The sequence below is a fragment of the Deinococcus radiotolerans genome (genome assembly GCF_014647435.1).
GTDB classification, from domain to species: domain Bacteria; phylum Deinococcota; class Deinococci; order Deinococcales; family Deinococcaceae; genus Deinococcus; species Deinococcus radiotolerans.
This window is the reverse complement of the sequence record NZ_BMPE01000008.1, coordinates 77,219-90,695: the sequence shown is the minus strand read 5'-3', so window position 1 is coordinate 90,695 and position 13,477 is coordinate 77,219. Positions and strand designations below refer to the sequence as shown.

General features: G+C 72.1%; 21 protein-coding genes. 8 read left to right on the top strand and 13 right to left on the bottom strand.

Annotated elements, in window-relative coordinates; all coding sequences use genetic code 11:
• Nucleotides 1-104: 104 nt before the first annotated feature.
• Genes IEY63_RS13815 through IEY63_RS13800 form a run of 4 tightly spaced genes read right to left on the bottom strand, consistent with a single transcriptional unit; the run spans nucleotide 105 to nucleotide 2,647 of the window.
• On the bottom strand, nucleotides 105-995 hold the full coding sequence (locus IEY63_RS13815) for a DMT family transporter (protein ID WP_189069590.1): 891 nt from the start codon (nucleotides 993-995) through the stop codon (nucleotides 105-107).
• Nucleotides 996-1,030: 35 nt separating this feature from the next.
• Nucleotides 1,031-1,552: a DUF1697 domain-containing protein gene (locus IEY63_RS13810; protein WP_189069589.1), complete on the bottom strand. Its 522-nt coding sequence runs from the start codon at nucleotides 1,550-1,552 to the stop codon at nucleotides 1,031-1,033.
• 13 nt (nucleotides 1,553-1,565) lie between these two features.
• The gene (locus IEY63_RS13805; protein WP_189069588.1) at nucleotides 1,566-1,976 is read right to left on the bottom strand and encodes a VOC family protein; all 411 of its coding nucleotides are present in this window, start codon (nucleotides 1,974-1,976) and stop codon (nucleotides 1,566-1,568) included.
• Entirely contained in the window at nucleotides 1,973-2,647 is a 675-nt protein-coding gene (locus IEY63_RS13800; protein ID WP_189069587.1) for a VOC family protein, read from the bottom strand. Before IEY63_RS13800 ends, IEY63_RS13805 begins: the two co-directional genes overlap by 4 nt.
• 131 nt (nucleotides 2,648-2,778) lie before the next feature.
• Between IEY63_RS13800 and soxR the strand changes: the two genes are divergently transcribed.
• Complete coding sequence (gene soxR, locus IEY63_RS13795; protein ID WP_189069586.1) at nucleotides 2,779-3,219, top strand: redox-sensitive transcriptional activator SoxR; 441 nt, start codon at nucleotides 2,779-2,781, stop codon at nucleotides 3,217-3,219.
• The gene (locus IEY63_RS13790) at nucleotides 3,216-3,647 is read left to right on the top strand and encodes a GNAT family N-acetyltransferase (protein WP_189069585.1); all 432 of its coding nucleotides are present in this window, start codon (nucleotides 3,216-3,218) and stop codon (nucleotides 3,645-3,647) included. Before soxR ends, IEY63_RS13790 begins: the two co-directional genes overlap by 4 nt.
• Nucleotides 3,648-3,674: 27 nt before the next feature.
• Here the strand turns inward: IEY63_RS13790 and IEY63_RS13785 are convergent, their stop codons facing one another.
• Together IEY63_RS13785 and IEY63_RS13780 are read right to left on the bottom strand one after the other, a co-directional pair.
• A complete protein-coding gene (locus IEY63_RS13785; RefSeq protein WP_189069584.1) occupies nucleotides 3,675-4,316 on the bottom strand; it encodes a DUF1648 domain-containing protein in 642 nt (213 codons plus the stop codon).
• Complete coding sequence (locus tag IEY63_RS13780) at nucleotides 4,316-4,606, bottom strand: autorepressor SdpR family transcription factor (RefSeq protein ID WP_189069583.1); 291 nt, start codon at nucleotides 4,604-4,606, stop codon at nucleotides 4,316-4,318. The genes IEY63_RS13785 and IEY63_RS13780 overlap by 1 nt, the downstream gene beginning before the upstream one ends.
• Before the next feature lie 100 nt (nucleotides 4,607-4,706).
• Here IEY63_RS13780 and IEY63_RS13775 point away from each other — a divergent pair, with 100 nt between their 5' ends.
• Entirely contained in the window at nucleotides 4,707-5,096 is a 390-nt protein-coding gene (locus IEY63_RS13775; protein WP_189069582.1) for a hypothetical protein, read from the top strand.
• Nucleotides 5,097-5,146: 50 nt separating this feature from the next.
• On the opposite strand, the gene IEY63_RS13770 is transcribed toward IEY63_RS13775, so the two are convergent.
• Nucleotides 5,147-5,464: a hypothetical protein gene (locus IEY63_RS13770; RefSeq protein ID WP_189069581.1), complete on the bottom strand. Its 318-nt coding sequence runs from the start codon at nucleotides 5,462-5,464 to the stop codon at nucleotides 5,147-5,149.
• A 266-nt stretch (nucleotides 5,465-5,730) separates the two neighbouring features.
• On the opposite strand from IEY63_RS13770, the gene IEY63_RS13765 reads away from it, so the two are divergent.
• The 3 genes from IEY63_RS13765 to IEY63_RS13755 all read left to right on the top strand — a co-directional run bounded on the left by IEY63_RS13765 (nucleotide 5,731) and on the right by IEY63_RS13755 (nucleotide 8,712).
• On the top strand, nucleotides 5,731-6,519 hold the full coding sequence (locus IEY63_RS13765) for a M15 family metallopeptidase (RefSeq protein ID WP_189069580.1): 789 nt from the start codon (nucleotides 5,731-5,733) through the stop codon (nucleotides 6,517-6,519).
• Nucleotides 6,520-6,592: 73 nt separating this feature from the next.
• The gene (gatB, locus tag IEY63_RS13760; RefSeq protein WP_189069579.1) at nucleotides 6,593-8,056 is read left to right on the top strand and encodes an Asp-tRNA(Asn)/Glu-tRNA(Gln) amidotransferase subunit GatB; all 1,464 of its coding nucleotides are present in this window, start codon (nucleotides 6,593-6,595) and stop codon (nucleotides 8,054-8,056) included.
• Entirely contained in the window at nucleotides 8,053-8,712 is a 660-nt protein-coding gene (locus IEY63_RS13755; RefSeq protein ID WP_189069578.1) for a hypothetical protein, read from the top strand. Before gatB ends, IEY63_RS13755 begins: the two co-directional genes overlap by 4 nt.
• A gap of 82 nt (nucleotides 8,713-8,794) precedes the next feature.
• On the opposite strand, the gene IEY63_RS13750 is transcribed toward IEY63_RS13755, so the two are convergent.
• Nucleotides 8,795-9,073 (bottom strand): hypothetical protein, encoded by a 279-nt coding sequence (locus tag IEY63_RS13750; RefSeq protein ID WP_189069577.1) that lies wholly within the window; start codon nucleotides 9,071-9,073, stop codon nucleotides 8,795-8,797.
• Between the two features lie 188 nt (nucleotides 9,074-9,261).
• Here IEY63_RS13750 and IEY63_RS13745 point away from each other — a divergent pair, with 188 nt between their 5' ends.
• Nucleotides 9,262-9,780, top strand: coding sequence for a hypothetical protein (locus IEY63_RS13745; RefSeq protein WP_229784715.1), 519 nt, complete (start codon nucleotides 9,262-9,264; stop codon nucleotides 9,778-9,780).
• A gap of 48 nt (nucleotides 9,781-9,828) precedes the next feature.
• Entirely contained in the window at nucleotides 9,829-10,473 is a 645-nt protein-coding gene (locus IEY63_RS13740; RefSeq protein WP_189069576.1) for a ComF family protein, read from the top strand.
• A gap of 66 nt (nucleotides 10,474-10,539) precedes the next feature.
• Here IEY63_RS13740 and IEY63_RS13735 read toward each other — a convergent pair whose 3' ends face one another.
• From IEY63_RS13735 to IEY63_RS13715, 5 genes are all read right to left on the bottom strand, one after another.
• Nucleotides 10,540-11,082 (bottom strand): DUF1684 domain-containing protein, encoded by a 543-nt coding sequence (locus IEY63_RS13735; protein ID WP_189069575.1) that lies wholly within the window; start codon nucleotides 11,080-11,082, stop codon nucleotides 10,540-10,542.
• A 1-nt stretch (nucleotide 11,083) separates the two neighbouring features.
• Nucleotides 11,084-11,299, bottom strand: coding sequence for an RNA-binding S4 domain-containing protein (locus IEY63_RS13730; RefSeq protein WP_189069574.1), 216 nt, complete (start codon nucleotides 11,297-11,299; stop codon nucleotides 11,084-11,086).
• A 209-nt stretch (nucleotides 11,300-11,508) separates the two neighbouring features.
• Entirely contained in the window at nucleotides 11,509-12,030 is a 522-nt protein-coding gene (locus tag IEY63_RS13725) for a hypothetical protein (RefSeq protein WP_308425231.1), read from the bottom strand.
• On the bottom strand, nucleotides 12,030-12,497 hold the full coding sequence (locus IEY63_RS13720) for a hypothetical protein (RefSeq protein ID WP_189069572.1): 468 nt from the start codon (nucleotides 12,495-12,497) through the stop codon (nucleotides 12,030-12,032). Before IEY63_RS13720 ends, IEY63_RS13725 begins: the two co-directional genes overlap by 1 nt.
• Nucleotides 12,494-13,435, bottom strand: coding sequence for an Ig domain-containing protein (locus IEY63_RS13715; protein ID WP_189069571.1), 942 nt, complete (start codon nucleotides 13,433-13,435; stop codon nucleotides 12,494-12,496). Before IEY63_RS13715 ends, IEY63_RS13720 begins: the two co-directional genes overlap by 4 nt.
• Nucleotides 13,436-13,477: the final 42 nt, after the last annotated feature.

Below are 13,477 nucleotides of genomic sequence, written 5' to 3'. Positions count from 1 at the left end.
CTGACCCGCCACGAACCCGGAGCGGGCCGCACAGCGCGCCCGTCACTGCCCCTGGCGGCGCGCAGGCTGATGAGCCTCAGGCGCGCGCCCACCTGGAAGTCACGTCAGCGCGGGCGGGGTGGGGCGGCGGCCAGTGCGACGCCCGCCACGCACAGCGCCAGGCCCGCCAGGGAGACGCCGCTCAGACGCTCGCCGTACAGCAGCCAGCTTTCCAGCACCGCCAGCGGCGGCACCAGGTAGAACAGGCTGTTCACGCGCGCCGCCGGCAGGTCCCGCAGCAGCCGCATGAGCAGCAGGATCGCCCCGACCGACAGCACCAGCACCAGCCACGTCAGCGACAGGATGAATTCCGCGTTCCAGTGAATCACGCCGCCCCCACGCGCCAGCGTGATGGCCCCCAGCGCGGCGGCACTCGCCACGTACTGCGCGGCCGTGCCGCCCAGCAGCGGCATGTCCCCGCCCACGCGCCGCTGGTACAGCGTGCCCGCCGTGGTGCAGATCAGCGCGAACGCGGCGGCCCCCAGCGCGGCGGGACTGCCGAGCCCGCCGGTCACGCGGCCCTCCATGACCAGCAGCACGCCCACGAAGCCCAGGGCCAGACCCGACCACTGCCGCGCCGTGACCCGCTCGCCCAGCACCGGCCAGGACAGCAGGCCGGTCAGCAGGGGCTGCACGCCCACCAGCACGCTCGTCACGCCCGCCGGGAGGCCCAGCCAGATGGCGGTGGTCACGCCGCCCAGGTACCCGGCGTGCAGCAGCAGACCCGTCACGGCCGCGCGGCCCGCCTGCGCCCGCGTGGGCCACGGCGCCCGCAGCGCCGCCGTGAGCAGCGCCATCAGCCCGGCGGCCAGCACGAACCGCACCGTCAGGTACGCGAACGGATCGGCGTTGCGGGCCGCGCCCTTGGTCCCCAGGAACCCGGTGCTCCAGAGCAGCACGAACAGCAGCGGCGCCGCCGACAGGAAGGCGGCGGGCGCGGACTTCAGGCGGGTCATGCGGCAGGCTAAACCAACAGGGAACCGGGCGCGGCTCAGGTGTCCAGCATCGCCGCGATGGCCTGCACGGTCCGCTCGTTCCGGACGGTGACCTTCACGCCCAGCGTCCGCTCGATCACGCCCGAGGACAGTTTCATGTTCCGCACGCCGTCGGGGACCGTCTGGCACAGCGTCTGACCCACGATCTCCCAGCGTTCCGGGGCGACGTCCCGCCCCCGCAGGGCCGCCACGCGCGCCGGGTCGGGCGGGTCGCGCAGGAACGCCAGCACGACCGCCTCATCCCGCAGGTGCGCGGGGCAGTCCCTGGCCGCCTCCCGCCACTCGTGCGCCGTGCGGAGTGTCACCGGCACCGGGAAGCCGAACTGCGCTTCCAGCGCCGCCTCCAGCCGCCCGCGCAGCGCCGGATCCGGTCCAGCGCCGAACACGGCGTTCCCGCTCTGGATGTACGTGCGGACCCCCTCCAGCCCCAGGCTGCTCAGCAGGGCGCGCAGGTCCGCCATGGGCACCTTGCGCCTCGCGCCCAGGTTCACGGCGTGCAGCAGCGCCACGAAGATCATGCGTCCGATTCTGTCACGGGGCGCTCCGCCACACCCGCTCACACAGCACCAGCCGGAAGCCGTCCGGGTCGCGCACCGTCACGCCCCAGCGGTCCCAGTACGGGTTCAGCGCCGCGACGCGCCCGCCCCCGTGCGCCTCCAGCCGCCGGATCAGGTCGGGCGGAACCGGGCCGTCCAGGTAGAGCACGAGCAGGTCCTCGGCGGTAGGGGTGGGCGCCACGTGGAGGTGATGGGCCTGCGTGAGTTCCAGGTGCCACGCCGCGCCGGGGAAGCCCAGCATCAGCAGCGCGGCGAACTCGTCGTGGGCACTGCGGTGCAGCACGCGCAGGCCCAGGCCGTCCGCGTAGAAGCGCTGCGCGGCGTCCAGATCCAGACTGGGCCGCGCCAGCCGGATGTGATGGGCAGGGGAGAGGCGGCCGGTCACGCCAGGACCTGAGTGTGCAGGAACGGCAGGTCCGCCGGGGTGAGGAGGCGCTCCCGATCCTGCCGGTAGGTCAGGTGGAACGGGACGGGCTGACCCGGCAGGCCGATCGGGAACCAGCCACGTCCGCGCGGGACGACGATCAGGCTGCCGTCCGCGCCGCCGACCGGGGTGAAGGTGCGGCTGCGGCCCACCCAGGCGCGCAGGCCCAGCCGCGCCTCCAGCCAGTCCACCGCGTCCGTCACGTCTGGCACGACCAGCCCGAATTCGCTGAGGTGCAGCGCGTGCTGCGGCCCGAACGGCCCTGTGTGATCGAAGGGCAAGTCGTGCCGCGCGATGAATTCGGCGATGTGGCCCGCCGGGTCGCGGAAGTACAGGTTTGAACTGTGAAAGGCGCCGTCCGGGCCGAACCGCACCTGCCCGTCCGGGTCTGCGAGCAGCGGCGCCCGCGCCTCCAGCCACGCCTGCGCCTGGGTGACCAGCGTGCGGGGAATGTCCATGGCGAAGTGCGCGGCGGGCGTGTCCCCCTGGCGGAAGGACAGCCGGGAGCGGCCCACCTGCACGGTGAATTCTTCCGGGGTGTCGTGGCAGATGGGCAGACCGAGGGTCAGGGCGTAGAAGGCCCGCTGGGCGCTCAGGTCCGGGGCGTGCAGGGTCAGGTGGTCAAGGCGCATCGGGGTTCCTCCGGGGTGGGGGCGAGCGGGCTGAGGTCACGGGCAGGTAGGGACGCAGGGACAGGGTGGGCGCCGCATACTGGAAGGGTAGAACCTCAAGTCAACTTGAGGTCAAGCCCAGGAGGCCACCCATGCCCACGCCCCTCACGCCCGCCCAGCTCGCCGCCCGCAGCGGCCTGAGCGTCCCCACCCTCCACCACTACGAACGCGAGGGCCTGATCACCGCCGCGCGCACCAGCGGCAACCAGCGCCGCTACCCGCCCGACACGCTGCGCCGCCTCGCGTTCATCCGCGCCGCCGCCCGCGTCGGCGTGCCCCTCGCCGAGATCCGCGCCGCGCTCGACACCCTCCCCGGCGGCCGCCCGCCCAGCGCGCAGGACTGGGCGGCCCTGTCCGCCACGTGGCGCGCCGCGCTGGACGCCCGCATCGCCACCCTGACCCGCCTGCGCGACGACCTCGACGGGTGCATCGCCTGCGGCTGCCTCAGCCTGGACCGCTGCGCGCTGCACAACCCCGGCGACGCGCTGGGCCGCACCCTGCCCGGCGGCAGTCAGCTGCTGGGAGACGCATGACCCTGCGCCCGGTTACGCCCACTGATGCCGCTACCGTCGCCGCGCACCGCTTCCCGGACGCCCGCGACTTTCCCGAGCGGCCCGTGTACGCCACGTGGGTGGCCGGTGCCATCCGGGACGGACGGTACCTGGGGTTTCTGCGTGAGGACGGGGGAGAGGTGATCGCCGGAGCGGGCGTGACCCTGCTGCACTGGGGGCCCACGCGGGGTGATCCGCAGCCGTGGCGGGCGCGGGTGGTGAATGTCTGGACGCACCCGGACTGTCGCCGCGCTGGGCACGCCCGCACGCTGGTGACGGCCTGCCTGGACGCCGTGCGCTCGCGCGGGATCACGCGCGTCAGCCTGGGCAGCAGCGACATGGCCCGGCCGCTGTACGAGGCGCTGGGTTTCACGGCCAGCGCGCATGAGATGACCCGCGTGCTCGACTGAACGGGCGCGCGGGTCAGAGGGCTGCGGTTACAGCTGGACGGGTTGCGGCTCCGGGTCGGTCTTCCAGTCGCGGTAGGAGGCGTACGTCAGGACCCCCAGCATGAGGGCCACGGCGGCCAGCAGGGCGTAGGGGGCCACCCACGGGGTCAGCCACGCGGTGGGCACCAGCAGCGCGGCGAGCAGCAGGCCCACGCCCAGGCCGACGAACCACACGCCGCTGCGGCGCTGCGAGGCGTGCCACGCGCGGCGGCTCAGGTACACCCAGGGGGTGCGCAGGCCCACGAACGCACTGGGGTGCGCGCGGCCCATCACGTTGCCGATCATCGTGAACAGCAGCCCCAGGCCGACCAGCAGGGCGCGGATGGTGTTCCACTCGAAGGCCAGCGCGGCTGTCTGGGTGAGGGCCAGCAGGCCCAGGCCCAGCGCGACCAGTTGCAGGAGGGGCGTATTCCGGCGCTGGGACGGGACCTGGCCCAGGTACAGCAGGAGCAGGGCGGCGGGCAGCATCAGCGTGGGCAGCTGGAACAGGGCCTGTGCGGCGCTGCCCCAGGCGTCGGGCTGACCGTCCACGCCCCAGTGGGTGGGCAACCGGGCGGGCTGCTGCGGGAGGCTCCAGGCGGCCAGGGCGAAGGTCAGCGGGAAGGGGAGCAGGGCAAGCCAGGGGCGCATCAGGGGTTCTCCTTCTGGGTGGGGGGGGCGCTGGTGGGGCCGAACAGATTGAGCATGTGGCTCAGGACGTCCTGGAAGACGGTGGTGTTCAGGCGGTAGATGATGGTGGTGCCGCGTTTCTCGCTGTCGATCAGGTCGGCGGCTTTCAGCACGGCGAAGTGGCCGCTCAGGGTGCTCTTGCTGAGGGGGAAGCGGTCGGCGAGCTGCCCGGCGGTCTGTTCGTCCTGGCGCAGGGCGGCGAGAATGTCGCGCCGGGTGGGGTCGGAGAGTGCTTTGAAGACCTCGTTCATGAGTGGTCACGCATACCAGCACCTCATTCGTTGATTGCCTTATTAGGCAACTACCGAAATACTAGCAGCCTGCTCCCATGATCTCAAGCACAATGCAGGCATGACCCCCTTCAAGCGCGCCCTCACGCAGGCCACCGCCCGGTACGGTCGCTTCAGTCACGCCGCACACCTGCACGTGGCGTGGCACCTGCTGCGGGAACAGCCCGCCCTGGCCGCCCTGGCCGAATTCCGCGCCGGCCTGCTGGACCTGGCCCGCCGCATGGGCCTCCAGGACAAGTACAGCGAGACGCAGACCACCGCGTGGTTCTTCGCGGTCCTCGACCACCTGGACCGCACCCCCCGGGAACCCACGGAAACCTGGGACGCCTTCGAGGCCCGCTGCCCCCACCTGTTCAACCCTGCGTACCTGCACGCCTTCTACCCGCCGGACATGCTGAACAGCCCGGCGGCCCGCACCCACTTCCTGCCGCCGGACCGGCCGGGCACGTGAAGCGGAAGCGGGCCGCCCGGATGTGGGCGGCCCGCTTCAGTCCGGCTGGATTACACGTCGAAGCTGTAGTCGCTCCACCACATCTTCACGATGGCCGGCTGCTGGCTGTTGTACCGCACGGTGTGCACCGAACGGCTGCTGCTGTAGATGGACAGGTAGTACGTGTCCCCGGACTGATCCGTGAACGCCAGGTACATGCTGCCGCTGCCGAAGCCGCTGGGCCCCTGGGCGTCCACGTTCACGACGTAGTCGTAGATGCCGGGCGAACCGGTCAGCGTGATGCCGTACACCTTGGCGCCGCCGTTGGCGATCATGCAGGTGGACAGGTCCGTGTTGCCGTCAATGGCGGCGGCCTCGTTGGGCTGCATGCCGCGGTCACAGGTCACGGAGTTGGGTTGGCCTCGGGTGGAGGATTCGCCGCAGGAACCAGAGAAGTTGGCAAGGGGATAGTTCGTCATGGGCTACCTTCGCGTCACGGCGTGACGACTTTCAGTGGGGAAGACGGAGGGGAAGTCGGCGGTGCGCGGCGCGGCGTGAGAGGCGGGCAGGCCCGGGTTCCGGCCCCCCTCCCTCGCAGCTCAGGCACAGGGTCAGTGTGCCCGGGCGGGCGTTAATCCCGCGTTACGCTGGGCGCATGCAGAGACGTGCCGCGTGGACCTGGATGCTGGGGGCCGGACTGACCGCGCTGGGGTGGACATCCGCGGCCGCCCTGACGCCCACCGAGTCGGCCGCGGCGCAGCGGCTGGTGGCGGCGTACCCGGCGTTCCTGCGCGGCGTGGAGGGCGGCGCGCTGGTGTGGCGGGAAGGGACGCGCACACCCCTGACCCGCAGCGCCGCTCAGACGTACGCGGCGCGGCTGAACGCCCCGGGTCTGCTCGACCAGCTGGACGCCGCGTACCCCGCCTGCGCGCCCCTGACGGCGCCCGCGTACCTGAGCGACCCGGGCCGCGCCCGCTTCGAGCCCCTCTTCCGGAAGATGTACGGCGCGTCTGAGGCCGCCGTACGCGCCGGGCTGGTCACCGTCAACTGGTTCGGGCAGCCCCTGCAGGTCACGCGCGTGAACGGGGCGGCCGACTCGCTGCGGGCCGTCGCGCAAGACCTTGCGGCGCACCCCGAATGGCGTCCCTTCCTCACGCCCAGCGCGGGCACGTTCCTGTGGCGCGCGGTGGCGGGCACGCCCCGGCGCAGCGTTCACTCGTTCGGCGCGGCCATCGACCTGAACACCGCCCGCGCCGCGTACTGGCAGTGGAGCGGCTTCCGCGAGGGGCAGCGCGGCATTCCCTGGCGCAACCAGTTCCCGGCGGGACTGGTGCACACCTTCGAGCGGCGCGGGTGGATCTGGGGTGGGCGCTGGTACCACCTCGACACCATGCACTTCGAGTACCGCCCGGAACTCACGGGGGCGTGCGCCACCGGGCGCTGAGGGGCCCTGTAAGGGGGCGCCTTCCTAGTCCTGAACGCCGGGTTTCCCGCCCCGCAGCGGTATCCTGCGCGTCATGGCGTATCAGGCGGTCATTGGTCTGGAAGTTCACCTGCAACTGAAGACGAAATCGAAGATCTTCAGCGCGTGCCCGCAGGAGTATCACGGCGCGCAGCCGAATTCGTTCACGGACCCGTTCACGCTGGGCCTGCCCGGCACCCTGCCGACCCTGAACCGCGAGGCGGTGGAACTCGCCATGATGTTCGGCCTGGGCCTGAACTGCGACGTCTCGGGCTTCACGCAGTTCCACCGGAAGAACTACTTCTACCCGGACGCCCCGAAGAACTTCCAGCTGTCCCAGTACGACCGGCCCATCGCGCGCGACGGGTTCCTGGACGTGACGCTGGAGGACGGCAGCACGCACCGCATCCGCATCAAGCGCGCGCACCTGGAGGACGACGCGGGGAAACTCACGCACCCCACGTACGCGCCGTACTCGATGCTGGACCTGAACCGCGCCGGGTCCAGCCTGCTGGAGATGGTCACCGAGGCCGACATCGTGAGCGCCGAGCAGGCCCGCGCGTTCCTGGAGAGCGTGCAGGCCATCGCGCAGGCGCTGGGCGTCAGTGACGCCACGCCCGAGGAAGGCAAGATGCGCTGCGACGTGAACCTCAGCCTGCACAAACCAGGCGAGCCGTGGGGCACGAAGTGCGAGGTGAAGAACCTCAACTCGTTCCGCTCGGTGGCGCGCGCCATCGAGTTCGAGTCTGCCCGGCAGGCGCGCATCCTGGACGCCGGGGGGCGCATCACGCAGGACACCCTCGGCTGGGACGAGGGCGGGCAGAAGACGTTCCTGATGCGCACCAAGGAGGGCGAGGCCGACTACCGCTACTTCCCCGAGCCGGACCTGCCGCCGCTGGACATCACGCCCGAGTGGATCGCCCGCGTCCGTGAGCGGATGCCCGAGCTGCCCGCGCAGAAGCTGGAGCGGTACCTCGCGGCGGGCGTGCGCGCGGCGGACGCGCAGACCCTGAGTCTGAGCGTGCCCCTGTCGCACTTTTTCGACGAGGCCCTGACCGCGCAACCCCAGGCCGGTGCGCAGCCGGACGCCCAGAAGCTCGACGCGCAGAAACTCGCGAACTGGCTGCTGGGCGACGTGTCCGGCCTGCTCGCCGCGCGCGAGGAGACGCTGGACGGCAGCGCCCTGCGACCCGCGCACCTCGCCGCGCTGGTGGGCCTGATCGACGCGGGCACCATCAGCGGCAAGATTGCCAAGGACCTGCTGCCCGACGTCCTGGCTGGGCAGGACCCCGCCGCCCTGGTGCAGGAGCGCGGCCTGAGCGTCGTGACTGACACGGCCGCCATCGACGCTGCCATCGACGCCGCGATGGCCGCCGACCCCGCCACCGTGGAGAAGGTGCGCGGCGGGAACGCGAAGGCCATGAACGCGCTGTTCGGACCGGTCATGAAGGCCATGGGCGGGCAGGCCAAGCCGGAGGTGGTGCGCGAGCGCCTGACCGCGAAACTGGGCCTGTCATGACCCCACGCGGGCCCGCTGGACCACCGGACCGCTGGAGGACCGCGGCGCTCGCGGCCCTGTGGGCGCTGGCCGCCGCGACCCTGGGCCTGGGCGCGTACAGCCTGTGGCGCGCGGGCCTGACCGATCAGTTCGCGTGGCTGGCGACCCTGCGGGCCCTGCTGGCCGCCGTGGTGCTCGTCTGGTGGACGCAACTGCTCGCCCGCTATACCCGGGCGGCGCCCACGCCTGAAGAGGACGGCGTGCGCCGCTCCCTGCGCGCCCTGTTCCCCTGGCTGACCTCGCTGCGGCTGGCGCTGTGGGCCCTGAGTGCCCTGGCGTACCTATCCGGCCAGCTGAATGCGAACCCGGTGGCCCTGGCCGCGATTGCCAGCATCGAACTGGGCTTCATCCTGGCGAAGAACGCCGGGTACGGCAGCCTCGTGCGCGCTGCACCCCACCCGGAAGACCCGCACGCCCGCGCCCGGCTGCTGTCCTGGCTGAACGTGACCGCCCCGCTGAGCCTCGCGCTGGGTGTCGTGAACGTCGTGCCCGTCGCGGGCCTGAGCGGCGCGCCTGACGCGGTCAGCCTGACCGTGTACGGCCTGCACGCCCTGCTGGACGTGACCGCCACGCTGCTGGCCCTGAAGGCCGTGCAGACGGCCCCCGGCGCACCCTGAAGTTTCGCGCTGAGCGCTGAGGCTCTGTGCAAGGAGGCGCGGCCCCCACAGTGGAGGGCCGCGCCAGCGTACTGGGCCTGCGCTACGCGCTGAGCGGCAGCACCACCGCCCTGGCCTTACCGCCATTGACGCGGGGACGCAGGTTCAGGACCATCAGCGTGGTCTCGGCGCGCAGCAGGTACGGCAGCCACGAGTGATTCAGGGCCGACAGGGCCCGCGCGGCCTCACCCGACGGCACATTCCGCAGCACCAGCACGGCGCGTGTGGCCGCCGCGTCGCTGTACAGGTCCGCCAGGCCGGGCCGGTCAGCACCCGACAGGGAACGGTATTCGAATTCGTGATTGCGCCTCAGCAGGTGCATGGGGTTCTCCTTGAAACTGACTTGGATGCCAGCAGCGTAGCGGAAGAAGCGGTGGCCTTTGTCCCCACATCGCGGCGGGCCGGGCCGTTGTCCAGCATGACTGTCCTATGGGCGCAGCATGCCCGCCCCCGATCAAACGGGTGTGAAAGAACCGTGTGGTGTATGGGCGCTCGCCTACACTGACCGGCGTGTCCGCTCCCGTCACCGACCTGCTGCGCGAATACCAGGAGTACGTGCTCGCCTACCGCCTGCGCCGCGCTGTGGGCGGCCGCGTCACGCCGCCCGGCGAGCAACTGCGCCTCGCGGAGTACGCCGCGCTGCGCCTGGAACGCCAGGACCTCGCGCGGTCCCTGGTGCGCGTCGGGCTGGACGGCCCCCGCATGCGCCGCCTGGACGCCCTGAGTGACCAGCTGATGTTCGGCTTCTGGCTGAATCCCGCCGAGGTCGCCGCGTTCCTGCGCGCCGCGATCCGTGAGGGCAGCCACCCCGCGCTGGGTGACCCGGCCGCATTCGCCCGTCTCCTCACGCCCAGCGAACGCAGCCGCCTGGGGCCCAGCGGCGTGGCCCTGGTCTGCGCGCACCACATCGCGTGCTTCGCGCTGGCCGCCCCCATGCTCGACCCGGACGGCCTGAACGCCGCGTGGCAGCGGATCGAGGCGACCCGCCCACCCCTCTTCCTGGACGGGTTGACGCCGGACGAGCCGTGAACGTCACCTGAGGCGCCGCGCCGCAACCGGACGTGCTTCACTGCCCTTATGACGGCCCTGATCGGTCCAGCCCTGCTGGCTGCGCTGCGCACCCTGCTGCCCCGCGCCTGCCCTGGCTGCAGCGCGCAACTGGGCCCGCAGCCGGGCCTGTGCCCGGCGTGCCACGCGGCCCTGCGCCCCCAGGTGCAGGCGCACAGCCCGCTGCGCCCACGCCCTGAACCGCACCTCGTGACCCTCGGCCCGTACAGCGGCGTGCGGCGCCGGGCCGTGCGGGAACTGAAGTTCGCTCAGGCCCGCGACCTGGCCGCGCTGCTGGGCGGGGCGCTCGCGTCCGGCGTGCCCGCCGAGTGGGACGTGCAGGCCGTCGTCCCCGTGCCGCTGCACCCGGCCCGGCAGCGCCAGCGCGGCTTCAATCAGGCGGAACTGCTGGGCCGCGCGCTGGCGGGCGCCCTGGCCGTCCCGTGCGTGCCCGCCCTGACCCGCACCCGCGCCACGGCGCAGCAGGCCCGGCGGCACGGCGCGCAGCGCGAGGACCTTCGCGGCGCCTTCCGCGCCCACGAGGGCTTCCTGCCCACCGGGGCGGTGCTGCTCGTCGATGACGTGCTGACTACCGGTTTCACCGCCCTGGCCTGTCAGGACGCCCTGCTTCAGGCGGGCGCGGCGCAGGTGTACGTCGCCGTTGTCGCCCGCTGAACCAGACAGCGAACCCCGCAGCACAGAGGCCGGATCATCCCGGCCCCCTTGATCACCCGCGGCGGATCAGCTCAGGCGCTCCCCTGCGGTCACCGCGTCCGGCAGCCAGTTCTCACGGGGCGGCAGTGGACACGTCCAGCCGTCCCCGTACGCGCAGTACGGGTGGTACGCCAGGTTGAAATCCACACGGACCAGCGCTCCGTCCCCACCTAGCTGCCGGTCCAGCGGCGCGTCCAGGTAGCGGCCCGCGCCGTACGTCTCCGGGCCGCTGGTGGCGTCCCGGAACGGAATGAACACCCGCTCCGGACGCTCCTCACCCAGCGGCGCGAACACCGTCAGGGTCCGCTCGCCGTCCGGCAGGGGCAGCAGGATCTCGCCCACGCGGGCCATGGTGCGCGTCTCGCCCGTGTTCGTCTCCAGCGTCCACTCCGCCCCGGCGTCCTGCGGCAGGGGCGTCAGGGGCACCGTGAACGCCCACGTCTCGTCCGGCGGGTAGTACGCCAGCCCCCGGAACGCGGCCGGTTCGACCGGCCCGCGCCCCGCCGCGAAGTGCTCGTCCTTGCGGCGGCGGAAGTCCAGCACCGCCGCCTCGTACGCAGAGGCGGTCACGTTAGAAGTCCACCCGCACGCGCTCCCCGGCGTACTCCACGATGTCGCCGCGGCGCAGTTTCTTGCGGCGGCGCGTCTCGATCTCACCGTTCAGGCGCACCTCGCCGCCCTGCACGCGGAACTTCGCCTCGCCACCGGTTTCCACCATGCCGCGCATCTTCAGGAAGTCCTGAAGGTCAATCGTGTCCTGCTCGGGGTAGCCTTGTTCGCCAGTCATGCCGCGCAGCGTAGCAGCGCCCCGCCCCACCTGTCTGTGGGGCGGGGTGTGGACTTGCACTGGCGGGTTCCGTCTGTTCCGCTGATGATCCGGATGGGCGCCGGGTCGTCAGCTCCACGCCCGGAACCCGCACGGTTCCCACTCGCTCTGCTGCGCAGCTCTCCGAGTCCGCTCGGATTGGACTGGTGGTGCCCACCAGCCCATCGGAGTCACAGCTTGTACTGCGCGCTGAACAGTTTCAGGTCGGCGTCGTCCACCTTGCCGCTGCCGTCCAGGTCGCCGAGGCTGGTGGCCTTGCCGTAGTTGTTCATCAGCAGGGCCAGGTCGGTCAGGTCGATCTTCCCGTCGCCGTTCAGGTCCGCGCCGCTCAGGCGGGCGCGGGCGCTGGCGGTCGTCCAGTCCGTCAGTTTCCACTCCTGGGTCAGCTCGGCGCGGATGGCGTCTTGCAGGTTCAGCGGGCCGCGCGGGTTGAACTCGATGCGGCGGTCCGCGCCACTGCCGAAACTGCGGGCCGCCACGTCCGGGCTGAAGGGCGCAGAGCCCCCCAATGTCAGCGTGGGGCCGCTGCTGCTGTCCAGCGTGACCGGGAAGTCCGGCGTGGACAGCGCCGCCAGGGCGGCCTGCACGGCCCTGGTCAGCTCCTCGCCCTGCGGGCGGAGCTTCACGGTGACCGCGCCCGCGCCGCTCAGGGCGCCGCTCAGCAGCAGAAGTGTCAGGAACCGGCCGCGCATCATTTCCCTCCCCGGGCGCTCAGCAGCGCCTCACGCAATTTCGCGGGGTCCGTGATGGTCCCGGCGCTCACCTTACCGCCCGTCACGGCGTACAGGCCCTGATTGAAGCCCACGACCGGGCTGTCCAGCCGCGCGGCGTACAGCAGCGCCACGACCTCCAGCCCCGCGCGCAGCTCAGGCAGACCGTCCACGCCTTTCAGGACGAACAGGGCGGGCGTGCCCTCCTGCTGCGGCAGGCGCGTGGGATCGCCGGCGATGGTCTCGGTGACCGTCAGCGGGTACGCCAGGTACGTCACCTCGCCGTCTTTCACCTCGGCGGGAGTGCCCAGCGTGGCGCGCACGATCACCTCGGCCCGCTGCGCCTGCTGCGCCAGCGTCAGGGTGGGCGCGGTGGTCGCCCCGGCAGGACACAGACCCCCCAGGCTGACGCTCAGGAGCGCGGCGGCCAGCGCGGCGCGCGCGTTCACTTGCCCCCCCCTGACCCGTCCGTGGGGGGCGGATCAGCCTTGGGCGTCTCGTTGGAGGGCGGGGTCTGCCCGGCCGGCGGGGTGCTGGTCCCGGGCGGCGTGGTGCCCGGCTGAGCCGTGCTCTTCTGCTCCGCTGCTTTCTGCTCGGCAGCTTTCTGCTCGGCGGCCTTCTGGTCATCGAGTTTCTTCTGCTCCTCGGCGGACAGTTTCTGCGCCAGCATCTTGCCGTCCCCGCCACGGGCCTCGTAGGCCAGGGCAGGTGTCCCCAGCGTGACGGGCGCGGCGGGCTTCACGCTGATCAGTGCCACGCGCGTCCCGCTGCGCGGCACGGCCTTGAAGCCCAGATCGACCGTCAGGCGCGTCCCGTCCTGCCGCCAGAACACCAGCGCCCCGCCTTCGGGCTGCACGCGCGTGACCGTCACATTCGCCGGGAGGGTCCAGGTCAGGCGCGCGGCCCGCACGCTGCGCGGCGCGCTGATGGTCACGGGTACGCGGGTCTCACCGCGGATCTGGCCGCTGGGCAGCGTCAGGGCCAGGCTCAGGGGCGGCAGTTCCTGCACGTTCACCGTGTAGGACTTCTGCTTGCTGCTCAGGGTGGAGTCAGTGGCTTCCAGCGTGAACGTGTACGTCCCAGCCTTGCTGGGCGTGCCGCTCAGGGTCGTGCCGTTCAGGGTCAGGCCGGGCGGGAGGGTCCCCTCAATCTTGCGCACCGTGTACGGTCCCGCGCCGCCCGCCACCTCAATGGCCGCGGTGTACGGCTCCTGGAGGTACACGGGCGGCAGGCCGCTGGCGCGCTCGTTGAAGTACAGCGCGTCGCGGGCGCTGGTGCTGGACGTGCCCGAGAGGTCCTGCCCGCAGGCGACGAGCGCCCCCACGGGCAGCGCGCAGGCCAGCAGGACGCTCAGCCCCCGCCGGGCAGCGAAACGCGAATGTGCCATGCCCAGCAGTGTAGCCGCGCGGCCCCGCCCGGGGGTGATGGG

Excerpts from the sequence above, each read along its gene's own strand:
- IEY63_RS13815 (WP_189069590.1), bottom strand. The coding sequence starts at position 995 with ATGACCCGCCTGAAGTCCGCGCCCGCCGCCTTCCTGTCGGCGGCGCCG.
- IEY63_RS13810 (WP_189069589.1), bottom strand. The coding sequence starts at position 1,552 with ATGATCTTCGTGGCGCTGCTGCACGCCGTGAACCTGGGCGCGAGGCGC.
- IEY63_RS13800 (WP_189069587.1), bottom strand. The coding sequence starts at position 2,647 with ATGCGCCTTGACCACCTGACCCTGCACGCCCCGGACCTGAGCGCCCAG.
- soxR (WP_189069586.1), top strand. The coding sequence starts at position 2,779 with ATGCCCACGCCCCTCACGCCCGCCCAGCTCGCCGCCCGCAGCGGCCTG.
- IEY63_RS13790 (WP_189069585.1), top strand. The coding sequence starts at position 3,216 with ATGACCCTGCGCCCGGTTACGCCCACTGATGCCGCTACCGTCGCCGCG.
- IEY63_RS13785 (WP_189069584.1), bottom strand. The coding sequence starts at position 4,316 with ATGCGCCCCTGGCTTGCCCTGCTCCCCTTCCCGCTGACCTTCGCCCTG.
- IEY63_RS13780 (WP_189069583.1), bottom strand. The coding sequence starts at position 4,606 with ATGAACGAGGTCTTCAAAGCACTCTCCGACCCCACCCGGCGCGACATT.
- IEY63_RS13775 (WP_189069582.1), top strand. The coding sequence starts at position 4,707 with ATGACCCCCTTCAAGCGCGCCCTCACGCAGGCCACCGCCCGGTACGGT.
- IEY63_RS13770 (WP_189069581.1), bottom strand. The coding sequence starts at position 5,464 with ATGCAGCCCAACGAGGCCGCCGCCATTGACGGCAACACGGACCTGTCC.
- IEY63_RS13765 (WP_189069580.1), top strand. The coding sequence starts at position 5,731 with ATGCAGAGACGTGCCGCGTGGACCTGGATGCTGGGGGCCGGACTGACC.
- gatB (WP_189069579.1), top strand. The coding sequence starts at position 6,593 with ATGGCGTATCAGGCGGTCATTGGTCTGGAAGTTCACCTGCAACTGAAG.
- IEY63_RS13755 (WP_189069578.1), top strand. The coding sequence starts at position 8,053 with ATGACCCCACGCGGGCCCGCTGGACCACCGGACCGCTGGAGGACCGCG.
- IEY63_RS13750 (WP_189069577.1), bottom strand. The coding sequence starts at position 9,073 with ATGCACCTGCTGAGGCGCAATCACGAATTCGAATACCGTTCCCTGTCG.
- IEY63_RS13740 (WP_189069576.1), top strand. The coding sequence starts at position 9,829 with ATGACGGCCCTGATCGGTCCAGCCCTGCTGGCTGCGCTGCGCACCCTG.
- IEY63_RS13730 (WP_189069574.1), bottom strand. The coding sequence starts at position 11,299 with ATGACTGGCGAACAAGGCTACCCCGAGCAGGACACGATTGACCTTCAG.
- IEY63_RS13725 (WP_308425231.1), bottom strand. The coding sequence starts at position 12,030 with ATGCGCGGCCGGTTCCTGACACTTCTGCTGCTGAGCGGCGCCCTGAGC.
- IEY63_RS13715 (WP_189069571.1), bottom strand. The coding sequence starts at position 13,435 with ATGGCACATTCGCGTTTCGCTGCCCGGCGGGGGCTGAGCGTCCTGCTG.